General features: G+C 67.9%; 13 protein-coding genes and 2 pseudogenes. 8 read left to right on the top strand and 7 right to left on the bottom strand.

The annotated features are described in order from the left end of the window. The first annotated feature begins 222 nt into the window (after positions 1–222). Complete coding sequence (locus ACIHFE_RS33905) at positions 223–1,179, top strand: hypothetical protein (RefSeq protein WP_400112834.1); 957 nt, start codon at positions 223–225, stop codon at positions 1,177–1,179. Further along, complete coding sequence (locus ACIHFE_RS33900; RefSeq protein ID WP_400112832.1) at positions 1,176–2,474, top strand: DnaB-like helicase N-terminal domain-containing protein; 1,299 nt, start codon at positions 1,176–1,178, stop codon at positions 2,472–2,474. The genes ACIHFE_RS33905 and ACIHFE_RS33900 overlap by 4 nt, the downstream gene beginning before the upstream one ends. A 548-nt stretch (positions 2,475–3,022) precedes the next feature. Here ACIHFE_RS33900 and ACIHFE_RS33895 read toward each other — a convergent pair. From ACIHFE_RS33895 to ACIHFE_RS33875, 5 genes are all read right to left on the bottom strand, one after another. Continuing rightward, positions 3,023–3,559, bottom strand: a complete 537-nt coding sequence (locus ACIHFE_RS33895; RefSeq protein WP_400112830.1) for a DUF6193 family natural product biosynthesis protein — start codon at positions 3,557–3,559, stop codon at positions 3,023–3,025. Positions 3,560–3,788: 229 nt separating this feature from the next. After that, entirely contained in the window at positions 3,789–4,022 is a 234-nt protein-coding gene (locus ACIHFE_RS33890) for a hypothetical protein (RefSeq protein WP_400112828.1), read from the bottom strand. Between the two features lie 96 nt (positions 4,023–4,118). Beyond that, a complete protein-coding gene (locus ACIHFE_RS33885) occupies positions 4,119–5,762 on the bottom strand; it encodes a tyrosine-type recombinase/integrase (protein WP_400112827.1) in 1,644 nt (547 codons plus the stop codon). Next, positions 5,723–6,139 carry a hypothetical protein gene (locus ACIHFE_RS33880; protein WP_400112825.1) on the bottom strand — a complete coding sequence of 139 codons (417 nt, stop codon included), beginning with the start codon at positions 6,137–6,139 and terminating at the stop codon, positions 5,723–5,725. Before ACIHFE_RS33880 ends, ACIHFE_RS33885 begins: the two co-directional genes overlap by 40 nt. Then, positions 6,136–7,194: a tyrosine-type recombinase/integrase gene (locus tag ACIHFE_RS33875; RefSeq protein WP_400112823.1), complete on the bottom strand. Its 1,059-nt coding sequence runs from the start codon at positions 7,192–7,194 to the stop codon at positions 6,136–6,138. Before ACIHFE_RS33875 ends, ACIHFE_RS33880 begins: the two co-directional genes overlap by 4 nt. An 80-nt stretch (positions 7,195–7,274) precedes the next feature. On the opposite strand from ACIHFE_RS33875, the pseudogene ACIHFE_RS33870 reads away from it, so the two are divergent. The 5 genes and pseudogenes from ACIHFE_RS33870 to ACIHFE_RS33850 form a co-directional block, all read left to right on the top strand. Next, positions 7,275–7,478 (top strand): annotated as a pseudogene (locus tag ACIHFE_RS33870) (IS5/IS1182 family transposase); the annotation flags it as partial. Positions 7,479–7,595: 117 nt separating this feature from the next. Then, a complete protein-coding gene (locus ACIHFE_RS33865) occupies positions 7,596–8,714 on the top strand; it encodes a tyrosine-type recombinase/integrase (RefSeq protein WP_400112821.1) in 1,119 nt (372 codons plus the stop codon). Further along, positions 8,711–10,963 carry a tyrosine-type recombinase/integrase gene (locus tag ACIHFE_RS33860; RefSeq protein ID WP_400112818.1) on the top strand — a complete coding sequence of 751 codons (2,253 nt, stop codon included), beginning with the start codon at positions 8,711–8,713 and terminating at the stop codon, positions 10,961–10,963. The genes ACIHFE_RS33865 and ACIHFE_RS33860 overlap by 4 nt, the downstream gene beginning before the upstream one ends. After that, the gene (locus ACIHFE_RS33855) at positions 10,953–11,393 is read left to right on the top strand and encodes a DUF6262 family protein (protein ID WP_400112816.1); all 441 of its coding nucleotides are present in this window, start codon (positions 10,953–10,955) and stop codon (positions 11,391–11,393) included. Before ACIHFE_RS33860 ends, ACIHFE_RS33855 begins: the two co-directional genes overlap by 11 nt. Positions 11,394–11,397: 4 nt before the next feature. Further along, positions 11,398–11,892: pseudogene (locus ACIHFE_RS33850) on the top strand (transposase); the annotation flags it as partial. 38 nt (positions 11,893–11,930) lie between these two features. On the opposite strand, the gene ACIHFE_RS33845 reads toward ACIHFE_RS33850, so the two are convergent. Next, positions 11,931–12,344, bottom strand: coding sequence for a hypothetical protein (locus tag ACIHFE_RS33845; protein WP_400112815.1), 414 nt, complete (start codon positions 12,342–12,344; stop codon positions 11,931–11,933). An 87-nt stretch (positions 12,345–12,431) separates the two neighbouring features. Here ACIHFE_RS33845 and ACIHFE_RS33840 point away from each other — a divergent pair, with 87 nt between their 5' ends. Beyond that, on the top strand, positions 12,432–12,710 hold the full coding sequence (locus tag ACIHFE_RS33840; protein ID WP_400112813.1) for a helix-turn-helix domain-containing protein: 279 nt from the start codon (positions 12,432–12,434) through the stop codon (positions 12,708–12,710). Positions 12,711–12,922: 212 nt separating this feature from the next. On the opposite strand, the gene ACIHFE_RS33835 is transcribed toward ACIHFE_RS33840, so the two are convergent. Then, complete coding sequence (locus ACIHFE_RS33835; RefSeq protein ID WP_400112811.1) at positions 12,923–13,435, bottom strand: hypothetical protein; 513 nt, start codon at positions 13,433–13,435, stop codon at positions 12,923–12,925. Positions 13,436–13,668 lie beyond the last annotated feature (233 nt).

Genomic DNA, 13,668 nt, shown 5'->3' with positions numbered 1-13,668 from the left:
GCCTGTGCCTTCGTCCGGCCGGAAGTCCTCCTTCCGTCATCGCTGTGGTGGGTCCAGGGCTCTGATGTCTTGCACGAATCGCGTATACGAAACATAGGAGCACCACGTGGCCGGAGGGTTGCGCTCGTGGGAGGGCGATAGGCGGGGCCGTTCCCGTAGTTCGCACTGCACCGCTCCGGGGGTGGCCCGGTGAGAAAGCGTGCCAGCAGGCCGCCACGGTTCGTGGCGATCGATAACGGAGCCGCTGACGATGAAGAGCTGCATGTGCTGGCCTTGGGGCTCCTGACGCTGCTCCTGCGGGCCAAGGACGGCGATGACGTAACGGTCGAGGGGATCTCCAAGCGCCGCAAGGAAGGCCGGGAAGCTCTGAGCGGTGCTATGCGTAACCTCGTGTCCCGGGCCTACGTCGTCAAGTTCAAGGTTCACGGTGCCGATGGGAAGTGGCGCACCGAGTTCACTGCCGATTCGATTCCGTTCACGCGCCAGGACATCGCCGAGATGCTGTCCGAGGTGAGCGCGGGCGCCCTCGCAGTGCGGATCGAGCCGGAGTGGATCGACCCTCGCACAGACGGTTCCCGCTCCTCCGTCGGTCCCTCGCCCAACCGGCCGACGGGAACCCGTATGTCGGTGGTGACCAGCGGGAATATGCATTCGTCGCACGTCAGCACGACCTACGGGAAACCGGAGGCCGGTGCCACGACTCTCGGTTTGTCGGCGGCTAAAAAGATTAAGACTGAAGAGGAAGAAGACTCTCTCTCCGGGACACGCGAGGCAGACAACCGGCGGGGCAGAGGGAAGGCCGCACCAGGAGAGACCAGCGGCGCTCAGCGCAGGCAGCAGGCAGACCCTCCCCGGCCGGGACCGTCCGACGTGGTGGTGGATGCCTACGAGACAGCGCTCGGACGTCCGCTGATGAAGAGGCGGCGCGAGGCGCTGCGACGCCAGGCGCGGGAGTTGCTGTCGGCCGGGCTGCCGGTGGAGTGGCTGGCGGCGCGAGCGTCAGAGATGCCGGCGAACGGCTGGATGGATCTGACCCTGCACTGCGAACGGTCGCGCGTTCCGGTTCCGAGCCGGTCGTCTACGGTGCCGAGTAGCCCTGCGGATGAGCGGCTGCTGCCGTCGCGGGCGGAAGTCGAGGCGGTCAAGCGCGCGATCCTCGCCCAGGGGAGCGGACTGTGAGCGATGACCTTACGCGCATGCCGCCACAGGACTCGGAGGCCGAACAGGCCGTACTGGGCGCCATGTTGCTGTCCCGTGAGGCGATTGTCGACGTCATCGAGATTGTGACCGGTTCCGACTTCTACCGTCCAGCGCACGAAACCATCTTCGATGTGGTGTGCAGCATGGCGGTGCGCAATGAGCCATGTGATCCGATCACGGTGGCGGCGGAGCTGGAGCGCCGGGCGGACCTGGCGCGGATCGGCGGCCGTGCCTACCTTCACGAGCTGGTGCAGGCGGTGCCGACCACGGCCAACGCGGACCACTACGCCCGGCGGGTGCGGAACGTAGCGCTGCTGCGCGGTGTCATTGCCGCCGGCACCCGGGCGGTAGCTGCCGGGTACGCCGCTGACGGCGACCCGCAGGAGATCGCCGAGCGGGCGGTGGAGGACATGCGCGCCGCCCGGGACCGGGGGCTGGCCGTTACGGACACTCCGCCGCTCGACCTGCTCGAGTTCCTGGCCGAAGCCGAAGACGAACCGGAGTGGGTGATACCCGGGGTGCTGGCGCGCTGGGACCGGCTCATGGTCACTGCTGGGGAGGGCGGCGGCAAGTCCCTGCTTCTGCGGCAGATCGCGATGCGCGCCGCCGCAGGCTTGCATCCCTGGCGACGTGCCCGCATCCGGCCGGTGCGGGTGCTCATGGTAGACGCGGAAAATTCCGCCGGACAAGCCCGGCCATGGCTGCGGCGCATGGCCCAGGCAGCGGCCGAAGAGGGCGCGCCGATCCGAGCGGGCCAGGTGGCGGTGGAGATCCCGGAACGGGGTCTGGATCTGACGAATCCGGCCGACCGGTCGTGGCTGGCGCGGCGCGTAGAGCAGGTTCGCCCGAGCCTGATCACCGTCGGCCCTCTGTACAAACTCGCGCTGGGTAACCCGAACGAGGAAGAAACAGCCCGTTCGCTGATGAGCGGGCTGGAAACACTGCGCACGGCCACCGGCGGAGCCGCCATGCTCATCGAGGCGCATTCTCCGCATCTTGTACCGGGGATGCCCCGCCGGGACCTTCGCCCTATCGGCTCCAGCCTGTGGCTGCGCTGGCCGGAGTTCGGCTTCGGGCTGGCTCCGGCCCGGTGCCTGGGAGCGGAGGAAATCCGGCTGATGGACTGGGTGCCCTGGCGTGGCCCCCGCTCCGAGCGGGCTTGGCCTGCCCGCCTCTGTCAGGGGATTACCTGGCCATGGCAGGCTGTAGCGGGGACTGGGGAACCAGGCGCTCCTGCGCATTCGCTCACGCTGGGTGCTGCCGTTCGGCCCTGACTGAGCGTTCGACGCACTCGACGGCATGCGCTTGCGGTGGACGGGCAGGTGGCGGGCCAGATAGCACAGGCGCGGACTGTAAAGGTCAATCCTGGATGAGCAGCCAAGCACCTGAAGGTCCCGGCGCACACGGGTGATCTCGGTTGTGAACCCGTCCGCTGAGAGCTGTCCCTTCGCATCGCCAGGCACGGAAACCGCCGGCGTCCCACCAAGAGGGAGGAGCTCCGGTGCCGCTCTGTGAGATCACCACGGTCTTGACGGCCTTTCCTGAGCAAGCGTTCGACGCCTGCCTCAACGTGGAAGAACACACCCGATCAATGGCCGCTTCCGGGGCAGACCGCAGGGGCAGAACCCGCGGCGCTCTCGCACTCGGTGAGGCAGTGACCTTCCGGGCCCGGCACTTCGGCTTGACCTGGCGGCTGACCGCTCGTATCACCGCATACGACCGCCCCTGGCACTTCGTGGACGAGCAGAAAGTCGGCCTGTTCAAGTGGTGGTGCCACGCACACCACTTCGAGTGGGACGGCAGCGGCTGCACTGCCATGAGGTTATGTGGAATCTGACTTGTCAAGGTCATAGGCAGTGCCAGCGACTGCCGGACCGCACTCGGGGGGAAGGTGGGCGACGACCAAGGCGACTGCGTCACGCGGGTTGTCAGCCTCTCCGATGTCCGCCGGTCCTTGAGGCGAGCGGGTCTTCCGCCAGGTGACGCGGTATCTCCCGTCCACGGGAGTAACCACTGGAACGTCGTGGGTGTAGGGGAATCCGGTGCAGCGGCTGAAGTTCAGTGACCTGTGGCTGTGGAAAGGGAACAAGGCTCGAAGCTGTGGCTGGGCGTAAGCGGCCTCGATAAGGTCGTGGTCGACGTATGGCGCCGCGGTCTGACGGTAGATCGTCCACATGGTCTCGACCGCGGTGCCGCGCTCGTGGGCCTCGGCGAGCGAGCCGTAGCGGACGAACGGGCATGCGGATCGCAGATCTTCCAAGTTGGCGCCGGACTGCCAGACCCCGGTAGCCGTGGCAGCCTCGTTCAAAGTGGCTGTCGTGCCCTTGGCCATTGCGACACCGCGTTCCCAGAAGCTCATGATGAAGCAGCGGTCCTGGATGCCCAGGAGAACGCTCGTTGTCCGGCTGCCACTGTCCGCCCGAGCTCCTGATCGCTTCCATCCTGGAGCTCGTTCGGGGAGCACGTCGAACCGATATCCAGCCTGGTCAACGGCTTTCTGCAGGGCGATCTGGAGCGTGCCGTCCTGGCCGAGTTCAGGATAGAGACTGGCCAGGCCCGGAGCAGGTTGAGACGTCACACTTCGCCCTTCAGTTGGTGCCGCCGGTCGTGAACGGCTCTTCGTGGCTCCCTGCCGGCTGCTTGCTATGCCGGACCTCGACGACAGGAAGCAACGTGGCTGTCGCGGGTATTCCGAGCTGGCGAGGTGTCGGCCCAGCCGGGGTGGGGACGTCGGTGAGTCGCGCCAGGAGTTGGTCGAGGGCAGCTTGGCCGTCGTCGACGGCGGCGCGTTCGTCGTCGGTGAGGGGGATGTTGGCCAGCATCTTCTGCAGATTATCCTTGGCCTCCAGCAGCTGGCCCCGGCTGGAGTCCTTGGGGGTGCAGAAGTCGCAGCGAGCGCAGGCCATCCGGTGCTGGCACTACTCGAAGAAGCTGTAGGTGCACCAGCCGTGGCCCAGGTCGTAGTACTGCCAGGGCTCGCCTGCGGCGACGGCGCCGGAGGCGACGGCATCGCGGTCGACGAGGACCTCGATGGTGTGCACGTTCCGAGCGAAGTATCCGGCGTCGTTGTAGGCCCTGGCCAAGGTGTTCGGGGTGATCTTCGCGTAATGGGCGGTCGCCTCCGGAGTACGGTGACCAAGCCATTCCTGCAGCTCGAAGAGCGTCATGGGCTCCTTGGCGTTGTAGAGCTGGCTGGCGATCGTGGACCGGGCCCGGTGGCTGGTGATGTTGCCGCGAACGTCGGCTGTGGGGACGCCGGCCTTGCGGCAGAGCATTCGGATGATCGCCGTGTTGATGTAGTGCTTGGCGACCCGGCGGGCCCGGTGGGCGAACAGGAAGTCTGCCAAATCGCCGGTCTTGTGATCGAGCATCTGCGGTTGGGCGGGCCTGACGGCCTGCCATGCCTCGATGGCCTTGCCCAGGAGCGGGTCGACGGGCTTGGTGAACGCGGTGCCGGTCTTGTGCGTCGGGACGTCCAACAGGCAGACCGCGTCGCGGGCCAGGAACTCGCCAGAGTCACCGGGGATGGGCAGGCCGTCGTACTGCCAGCGGATGCAGCCCACCCGCAGCCGGGCGATCTCATCACTTCGCTGGCCGGCGAAGAGCCAGGTCAAGGTGATGGCCCGGATCAGCTCGACCGGATAGGTGCGACTGTCCGAGGTCGGCAGGTCACCGGGTTCGACGTTCAGGCCGGCCCACAGCAGCTTCGCCCAGATGTCGTCGGCGATCACCCGCGGGTCCGGGCCCATCAACGCGCGGACGCTTCGCGGTGTCCGCAAGGCGTGGGCAGGGTCGAAGCGCTGCGGGGTCCACTCCCATTCGTGTAGGTCGCGGAAGAACGCGCGGGGCACCTTGAGGTAGCCGGACTTCGACTGCGCGGTGAGCGGTGTGCCAATGCGGCCCTGTGAGCGCATGCCATGGGTCCACTGGGAGAAGTCGCCGACGGACATCCGGTCCACCGCCACAACCCAGGACGCGCAGGTCTGGCGGGTCCACTGGCCTGGCTCGGTGATCTCGGGGTGCTCGGCAGCCGGCCAACGGCCGATCTTCGCGAGCACCCTGCGGTAGCTCCTACGGATCTTCGGCGTCAGCGTCGATGTCGTGTACCACCGCTCGACCCACCCCGCCCATCCGCTCGGGACTCCCTTCATGGCCGCTGGCCCCGCCTCAGGGCCCAGCCTCGGCGGGTCCGCGTGGCCGAGCGCATCGACCGCCCGGTGGACACTGTGCAGGTCCTTGCCCCACTGCCCGCCCATCGGCGGGCTCTCGCGCAGTTCGCCCAGGGCCTCGGTGGACAGGTCCTCCAACTGCGGGCTGCGGTTCAACAGCAGCACCTGGCAGAGCACTGCCTCCAGCTTCTGGGCATCGCGGCGATACCCCCAGTCGGCCAGCACTGTGCAGACCTGCTCGACAGCCGCGTCCACGAGCCCGGCGCCGAACACCCGACGGGCCAGGCTCGGCCGCATGAAGCGGCCGATCCGCTCGAAGGCCGTGAACTCGCCGAGCAGGTAGGCATAGGCGATCAGGAACGGCCGGGCGTTGGGGCCGATCTGCCGCCCCATTGGCGTCGAAACTCGGCGCCATCGGCGTTGATCAGGTCAGCCCAGTCCTGCACCGACCAGCCCCAGAAAGCCCGGCGGAGCTCGCCGCTGCGGAGAAGTACGAGTCCTGCCGCATCGCGTGCGTACCGGCGCTGATGGCGGTCGTCTGGTGGCAGGTGCAGGGCAGCAAGGACATCAGCGAGCGGCCGGACCAGCCGGGCGGCCGCTCGCAGAGACGGGAGATCCGCGGCCAGGTCGTGGCGGCGAATCTCATCGATGCTGCAGTTCCGCAGCGCCTCCGCCTCGGCTTCGGTGAGCAGGCCGCGTCGGTCATAGCTGGGGAGGTCGACCGGCCATGCCCAGACGGGTGCGGTCGTTGGGTTTGGGTGGGCGGTCACTGGGCGACCGTCCCTGTGCTCTGGGCGGCCCGGGTGAGCATGTTCACGCGCCAGGAGTGGATCTGCTGCATGCCGCGGTTCAGCTTCTCCGCCAGGTCCCGGCCGGACAGGTGGATGTAGGTCAGTGTCGACTGGCCGGCGAAGGAGGCGATCGCGTGCAGTTCCCAACCCATCCTCGCCAGGTCGGTCAAGCACAGGTGCCGGGTGGTGTGCGTCGAGAAGCGCGGCAGGTCAGCAGCGAGGGCGACGCGTCGGACCACCTTGGACCAGGTCCACAAGGTCAGCAGCTGGCCAAAGTTGCGGCGCGACTCCGACAGGAACAGCGGGCCGCGGGCCCGGCTGATCGTGGCCCGGTGCGCGAGGTAGCCGGAGAGCAGGACACCGGTCGCCGCCGAGTACGGAACGACGCGCTCGCGTCGGGTCTTCGTCGTCTCCGCGCGGACCCGCAGGGTCCGGTGAGCGGGGTCGAGGTCGTCGGTCCGCAGGGAGCACAACTCTTCGCGCCGCAGAGCCGCGTCGTAGGCCAGCGCGAGCATGACGCGGTTGCGCACCGGCTCCTCCCGCACGACGTCCAGCAGGTCCAGCCACTGCTGTTCGTTCGGGATCCACGGCAGCTTCGTCAAGCGCGGCACCAGTCCCCGCTGGTGGCCCCCGAACTGGCGACCGGGTGTGTAGCGGCCGCGGCCCACCGGGTTGGACTCCCGCATGCCCTCCTCGATGAGGTAGTCGTAGAACAACCGCACTGGCACCAAGCGCTGTTGCAGCGTCGCGTTCGCCAGGCCGACCCCGGAGTCCAGCGCGACCACGTTGCTTCCCCGGCGGCTCGGCCGGGTGGACAGGTCCTTCACGAACGCCGCCACCTGCAGGCGGTTCGCGGCGACCGGATCGACGCCGTCCCGCTCACAGACGGTCAGGTACTCGGCCAAGCCCCGTGCGTACGCGTCGATCGTGCGCGGGGCCCGCCCCAGATCCGTCCACACTCGCAGCCACTCGGCCGCCCGCTCATGCCGACCCAGGACCGGCCACCTCTCCTCCAGCACCATCGCGCTGCCCAACGGATCTCCTCAGTACGTAGGAACGCCGCAGGATACGAGACGCATCCTGCGGCACCAGATTCCACGTAACTTGTAGGGAGACGGTCTACGGCTACTTCGCCAAATGGCAGAAGGACGGCATGTTCGCCCAGCTCAACAGCCTGCTCAGGGAGCTGGTGCGGCAGAAGGAGGGGCGGAATGCCGAGCCGTCGGCCTGCGTGATCGACGCCCAGAGCGTCAAGACTTCCACCAGCGTCCCCGTCGCGAGCCAGGGCACGGACGCGGGCAAGAAGATCGTGGGCCGTTATCTTGAGCCCGCGCGAGCGTGTCCTTCATGTGCGTGAAGCATCCTGAACGTCCCCCAACTCCCGTGGTGGATGCGGTTATCTGCCGCCGTCCAGCACGGAAGGGGCGGATGCGCGATGCGCGTACAGAGGGTGGTGGCACCCGGGTCGGCGACGGAGTCGTGGACGCTGCTGGGAGATGATCTGCGGCCAGTCGATCCGGTGGAGTCGTTCCTGGCCTACCTGTCGGCAATCGAGCGGTCTCCGAACACCGTCAAGGCGTACGCCCATGACCTGAAGGACTGGTGGACCTATCTCGACGGCCGGGGCCTGGGCTGGAAGTCGGTCGATCTGGAGGTGGTGGCCGCCTTCGTGGCCTGGCTGCGGCTGCCGCCGGTGGCCCGGAGCGGGGTGGTGGCGGTGCTGCCGACGGTCGAGCACCACTGCGCGGCCTCGAGCGTGAACCGCAAGCTCGCCGCGGTCAGCACGTTTTACGAGTTCCATGCCCGCAGCGGCATCGAGGTCGCTGACCTGCTGGTGACGATGCGTCCGGCCGGACGGCACCGCTCGTCGGCCACCTCCTACAAGCCGTTTTTGCAGCACATCGCCTCCGGCAAGCCCGAGCGGACCAGGACCATCAAGCTCAAGTCCGGCCGCAAGCGTCCCCGCGTGCTGACCGCCGCCCAGGCTCAGAAGATCCTGGACGGTTGCGAACATCTACGGGACCGGCTGCTGTTCGCCCTGCTCCTGGACACCGGGGTCCGCATCGGCGAGGCCCTGGGCCTGCGGCACGACGACATCGCGATCGCCGAGAAGCAGGTGACCGTAGTGCCACGGCAGAACGACAACCGGGCCCGCGCGAAGGCCGGCCGCATGCGGACCATCCCCGCGAGTGCGGAGTTGATGCGCTTGTACTCCGACTACCTGCACCGCGAGTACGGCGCCCTGGACTCCGACTACGTCTTCGTGAACCTCTTCGCCGAGCCGCATGGCCACCCCTGGGCCTATCCGGCCGTCTATGACCTGGTCAGACGGCTGCGGAAGACGACGGGGATCGCGTTCGAACCCCATCAATACCGGCACACCTACGCGACCTGGCTGCTGCGTCGCGGGGCGGGCATGGAGAACGTCAAGGAACTCCTCGGACACGCCTCGATCAGCACCACGATCGACACCTACGGTCACCTGACCGTCGAGGACGCCCGCCGCACCCTGGAGGACGCGGGGTGGTTCAGCGGACGGGAGGTCCGGCTGTGACCTTCAACGCCCTGTCTGCCGGTCACGACCGGGCCGGACTGCTGGAGAAGCTCCTGGCCGCGGTCCGGTCCGAGTTCCGCACCGAGATCTACCGTCCGGCCCCCGACGACCCGGTCTTCGTCGCCCCGGCCTGCAGTGTTGCCGACTGCGACCGCATCGTCAGCATGCGGGGGCTCTGCAACGGGCACGTGATCCGCTGGCGCCACCGCGGCCGCCCGGCGATGGAAGACTTCCTCGCCGATCCCGGCCTGCCCGTTCGCGGGCGTCAGGCCCTGATGGTCTGCACGATTGCCGGTTGCCGTTACGGGAACTTCGGGAAGGGCTTGTGCGCCAAGCACTACGAGCGGTGGCGCCGGGCCGGTCGGCCCAGTCCGGACGTCTGGGATGCGCCGAATCTGGTTGCGCCGGGTGTCGTGCCGGCCGAGTGTCGGCTGTCGTTCTGCACTCTGTGGGCGGAAGGCCCGCGGATGTTGTTCTGCCGCAGTCACCACGAGCGGTGGGCGAACGCTGGCCGAGCGGACCCTGAACGGTTCATCCTGGACGCCGAGTTGACCGGCACCGCCCATATCGATCTGCGCGATCTGCCCCGTCAGCTGACGCTGGAGTTTCAGTACGGGCTGCAATGCCGGTCCGATGCCCACCGCCGCACGACGCCACCTCGCATCGTGGCCCAAGCCGTCCGGCTCGCCCGAGCCGTCGGGGTGTCCTCCCTGCTCGACCTCACCGAAGAGCAGTGGCGGCACGACGCGGCCTCGGGCCGCGTCCGTGAACCGGGGCTCTTCCTGATCGAGGTCCGCGACGCCGTCGAGATCCTGCGCGACGGCGCCGGCTGGGAGAGCGAATTTCCGCGGGATTTGTGGCGCCTTGAGCGACTGCCGGGCATCACCACCCCCGCGACCGCGACCGTCCCGAGGCCGCGCATCCGGCTGCACTTCGAGCGCATCGGCCAGCGGTGGCTGCGTGACCTGGCCAAACGCTGGCTACGGCTGCGACTGACCAGCGGCTTGAGCACCACCGCGGCCCACACCGGCCTGGACGCGCTGGTCTGCTTCGGCGGCTTCCTCGCACACGTCGGCGTCGACCGTCTCGCCGACATCGACCGCCCACTGCTGGAGCGTCACCTCGCCCACGTCGCCTCCCAACCCGGCGGGCACGGGCTGAAGAAGGGACGGATCAGCAACCTGAACCTGTTCTTCCAGGCCATCCGGCAACACCGCTGGGACGACTCCCTGCCCGGCACCGCCGCCTTCTACCCCGGCGACATCCCACCGGAACCAGCCGCCACGGTCTCCCGTCGGCTGGCCGAGCACGTCATGGCCCAGGTCGAATCCGAGGAGAACCTGGACCGCTGGGACAACCCGTCCGGCCGCCTGGTCACACTCATCCTCATCCGCGGCGGTCTGCGGATCTCAAGCGTCATCTGCCTGGACTTCGACTGCCTCCTCCACGACGGCCAAAATGCCCCCTACCTGCGATATTTCAACACCAAGATGAAACGCGAGGCGGCCGTCCCGATCGACGAGGAACTCGAACAGGCTATCCGCGACCACCAGCAGCGCGTCCTTCAACGCTGGCCCCAGGGCACCGGCGTCCTCTTCCCCCGGCCGCACGCGAACGCCTCGGGACGACTGCGGATGTCCGACGGCAGCTACCGGCAGATGCTCCGTCGCTGGCTTGCGACCTGCGACATTCGCGACGAGCACGGCCGCCCCGTCCGCTTGACGCCCCATCAATGGCGGCACACCTTTGCCTGCCGACTGATCAACCGCGACGTCCCGCAGGAAGTCGTACGTGTTCTCCTCGACCACGAATCATCCCGGATGACCGCCCATTACGCGCGGATCACTGACCAGACCGTCCGGCGCCGCTGGGAAGCGGCGATGAAGGTCAACATCACGGGCGAGCACGTCGCGCTCGACGTCAACGGGCCGCTCGGTCAGGCCCAGTGGGCCAAGACCCGCTACGGCATCGCCACCCAGACCCTGCCCAACGGCTACTGCGGGCTGCCCGTCCAGAAGTCCTGCCCGCATGCGAATGCCTGCCTGACATGCCCCGTCTTCCTGACAGGGCCCGAGTTCCTGCCCGAACTCAAGGAACAACACACCCGCACCCTGACCTTGATCGACAACGCGAAGAGCTGCGGACACACCCGTGTCGCCGAGATGAACCAGCAGGGCGCCGACAACCTCGACCGCATGATCGGCGAGCTGGAAGACGGCCAGGGCTCGGAGGCCGCGGATGCCGGCTGACAACTCCCACCTCATCGTCGCCGCGGCCCGTCGCCGGGCCACGGCGACCCGCCGACGGGCGGTCGCCGCCCTGCGTCGCATGGACGCCACCGGCACCGCGATCACCTTCGAGACCGTCGCCCGCGAAGCGGGCGTCTCCCGGTCCTGGCTCTACAACCAGTCCGACCTCAGAGCCGAGATCGAACGCCTTCGAGCCCGCCACCACGTCCCCGCGACGCGGCCCGTCCCCGACCGGCAACGGGCCTCCGACCTCTCCCTACTGCGTCGTTTGGAGGCGGCCACCAAACGCAACCAGCAATTGGAGGCGGAGAACCGAGAGCTTCGCGAAGCCCTCGCTCTCGCACTCGGCGAACATCGCGTCGCCGATCTGCCAGGCCGCCCCGGAGACACGCCGAAGAAGAAACCTTCCGCTGTCATCGGGCCCTGCTGACAAGAGCGTTGAGGACACCGTCCACCACACATCGAACCTGGTCAGCAGGCTGCGAGGGGCGCGGGCTCAAGATAAACGCCGCAAACGCAGCATCGTCACCGACACGTTGGGGCTCTTGCTGCTGGTCATGGTCACCGCGGCCGGCGTCTCCGACAACGAAGCCGGCAAACAGCTCCTGACCCGCACCGCGGCCGCCCATCCCACGATCACCAAGGCCTGGGTCGACACCGGCTACAAGAATCAGGCGATCGAACACGGCGCCCAACTCGGCATCGACGTCGACGTCGTCCCACGGAACACCCAGGTCAAAGGCTTCTCCGTGCTCCCGCGACGCTGGGTGGTAGAGCGCAGCTTCGGGTGGATCATGATGCACCGCCGTCTCGCCCGCGACTACGAGACCAAACCCGAACACTCCGAGAGCATGATCCGCATCGCCGCGATCTCCAACCTCGCCAAACGAGCAACCGACGAAACCACCCCCACCTGGCGAGACGTATAAAACGCAATCACCCACGAACTACGCGAACCAGACGTCCTCTAAGGAGGGTGAGGGCTGGCATCGGCGTGCAGGCGGGCGGGTCGGGCTTCCCCGCGCTCACTCCGCGCCAGCGCATCACGCACCCGCAGAAGCCAGGTCCGGTAGGTCCGCACCGAAGCCGGTTCCAGGCTGGCAGCCCTGGACAGGACGTAGGCGTCGATGACCTCGTTGCGCAGCCACGCATCCGGATCCATGGGATGCCCGGCCTGTGTAGCCCAGACGGCCAAGGACGCGGTGACGTGCAAAAGCCGTTCCACGTCATAGGGAACGGCGTTCACCGTGGCCGTCACCACCGCTCTCACCAGCGGCGCGACCTCCTCCCAGACGGGCGGGGCCTCGCGCGGCCGGTAACGGCTGATCTTCGCGGACGTGTCGGGATCAAGGACCACGGTCCACGAATACAGGCTGGACAAACAGCCGTCCGGGGATTGATCGACTCCAATGGAAAGGATGGTGCGTGCATGGTCGGCGGACGCTCCCGCGCACGCCCCCCGCGGCAGATGACCCACGATCCGGAAGCCTGGCCCGACGTGGCCAGCCTGGACCCAGGAGCCGAGGCGGTCCGCCAGATCGCCCGCCAGCTGGCCCGCGCGATGGACGACCGACGCCTGAGCCTGCGGGCTGCGGCGGCCGGATCCGGGGTCAACCGGCAAGCCATCGCCGACCTGCTGGCCGGCAAATCCTGGCCGGACGTGGCAACCATCGCCCGCCTGTCTGCCTTTACCGGCATTCACCTGTGGCCGACCGAGCCTGTTCTTGTCCGGAAGCGCGAACAATGAGCCTCGAATTCCGCCCGGATTCGCATGATGGCGACCGGGCATGATGATTTCGCGGCTCCGCACCCACCAGCGAGATGATCTCCACTACTGTCAGGGCATGCGAGAGCCGCCTTCCCAGGGGACTCAAGCAACCGGCACCGCCGAGCTCTACTCTCGGCGGTGCCAGCCTCTTCGCCGCCAGAGCGGCAGGAAGCCAACTGGCGGACGGCTCATCAGCCCACGGCGGCCCCCGTTCCCCCTCCACCGGCCCCGTCGGCGGGCGCGATCGCGAACCACGCTGTCGGGCCCTCGACCACCTTGCCCTCCTTCACCAGCCGCTTCAGCCGGGAACGCGTGGTCTCCACCCGCCGGGCAACCAAGGTGTCCTCACCAATCGCGGCGGAGATGTCCTGCACCTTCATAGCCCTCCCCGCCCCCGCCAGAAGCACCAGCATCCGCTCCCGCGCCACCTCCCAACCCAAAGGCCCCCGCTTCGCGACCGGTTCTTCGGCGACCACGCCATCAGCAGCGGTGAAGCAGGGCTCATCGGGCGAAACCCCGCTCTCCGGCCCCGCAGGGACCTCCTCGAGGGCGGGCCCGTTGCCCACCAGCGACCGCAATGTCTCCCGCGTGATCGTCAAGTGGGCCAGTCGTTCCTCCGCCACCGCGATCTTCTCGCGCAGGACGGACAACTCCCCGCGCACAAGGGCTTCTTCCATGTCCAAACGCTCGAACAGCGACGTCATACCGCCCCTGAAATCACCCGCGGCCAGCAGCAGGCTTCCACGGCAGTCGAAGCCCCAGGCAAACCTAGCCTCGATCTTTCATGACGGTCCGTCGGTTCTTCTGGCGGGCCGTTTTGGCTGCTTGGGGTGTTGAGGGGTGTGTTGTGGGCCCGGCTGTCGCGTCGGGTGGGCGCCGGGTTCCACGGCTCCGGTGGGCTGGTGCTGCTCGCAGGGACGGGAAGATGCTGGTCAGC

Origin of the sequence: Streptomyces sp. NPDC052396 (genome assembly GCF_044593195.1) — a bacterium.
Lineage (GTDB): Bacteria > Actinomycetota > Actinomycetes > Streptomycetales > Streptomycetaceae > Streptomyces.
This window is presented reverse-complemented; position numbering and strand designations above follow the sequence as displayed.

Bases quoted from the DNA above. Each gene is read 5' to 3' on its own strand.
- ACIHFE_RS33890 (WP_400112828.1), bottom strand. From the start codon at position 4,022: ATGCTGGCCAACATCCCCCTCACCGACGACGAACGCGCCGCCGTCGAC.
- ACIHFE_RS33855 (WP_400112816.1), top strand. From the start codon at position 10,953: ATGCCGGCTGACAACTCCCACCTCATCGTCGCCGCGGCCCGTCGCCGG.
- ACIHFE_RS33865 (WP_400112821.1), top strand. From the start codon at position 7,596: ATGCGCGTACAGAGGGTGGTGGCACCCGGGTCGGCGACGGAGTCGTGG.
- ACIHFE_RS33885 (WP_400112827.1), bottom strand. From the start codon at position 5,762: ATGGGGCGGCAGATCGGCCCCAACGCCCGGCCGTTCCTGATCGCCTAT.
- ACIHFE_RS33840 (WP_400112813.1), top strand. From the start codon at position 12,432: ATGACCCACGATCCGGAAGCCTGGCCCGACGTGGCCAGCCTGGACCCA.
- ACIHFE_RS33895 (WP_400112830.1), bottom strand. From the start codon at position 3,559: ATGAGCTTCTGGGAACGCGGTGTCGCAATGGCCAAGGGCACGACAGCC.
- ACIHFE_RS33835 (WP_400112811.1), bottom strand. From the start codon at position 13,435: ATGACGTCGCTGTTCGAGCGTTTGGACATGGAAGAAGCCCTTGTGCGC.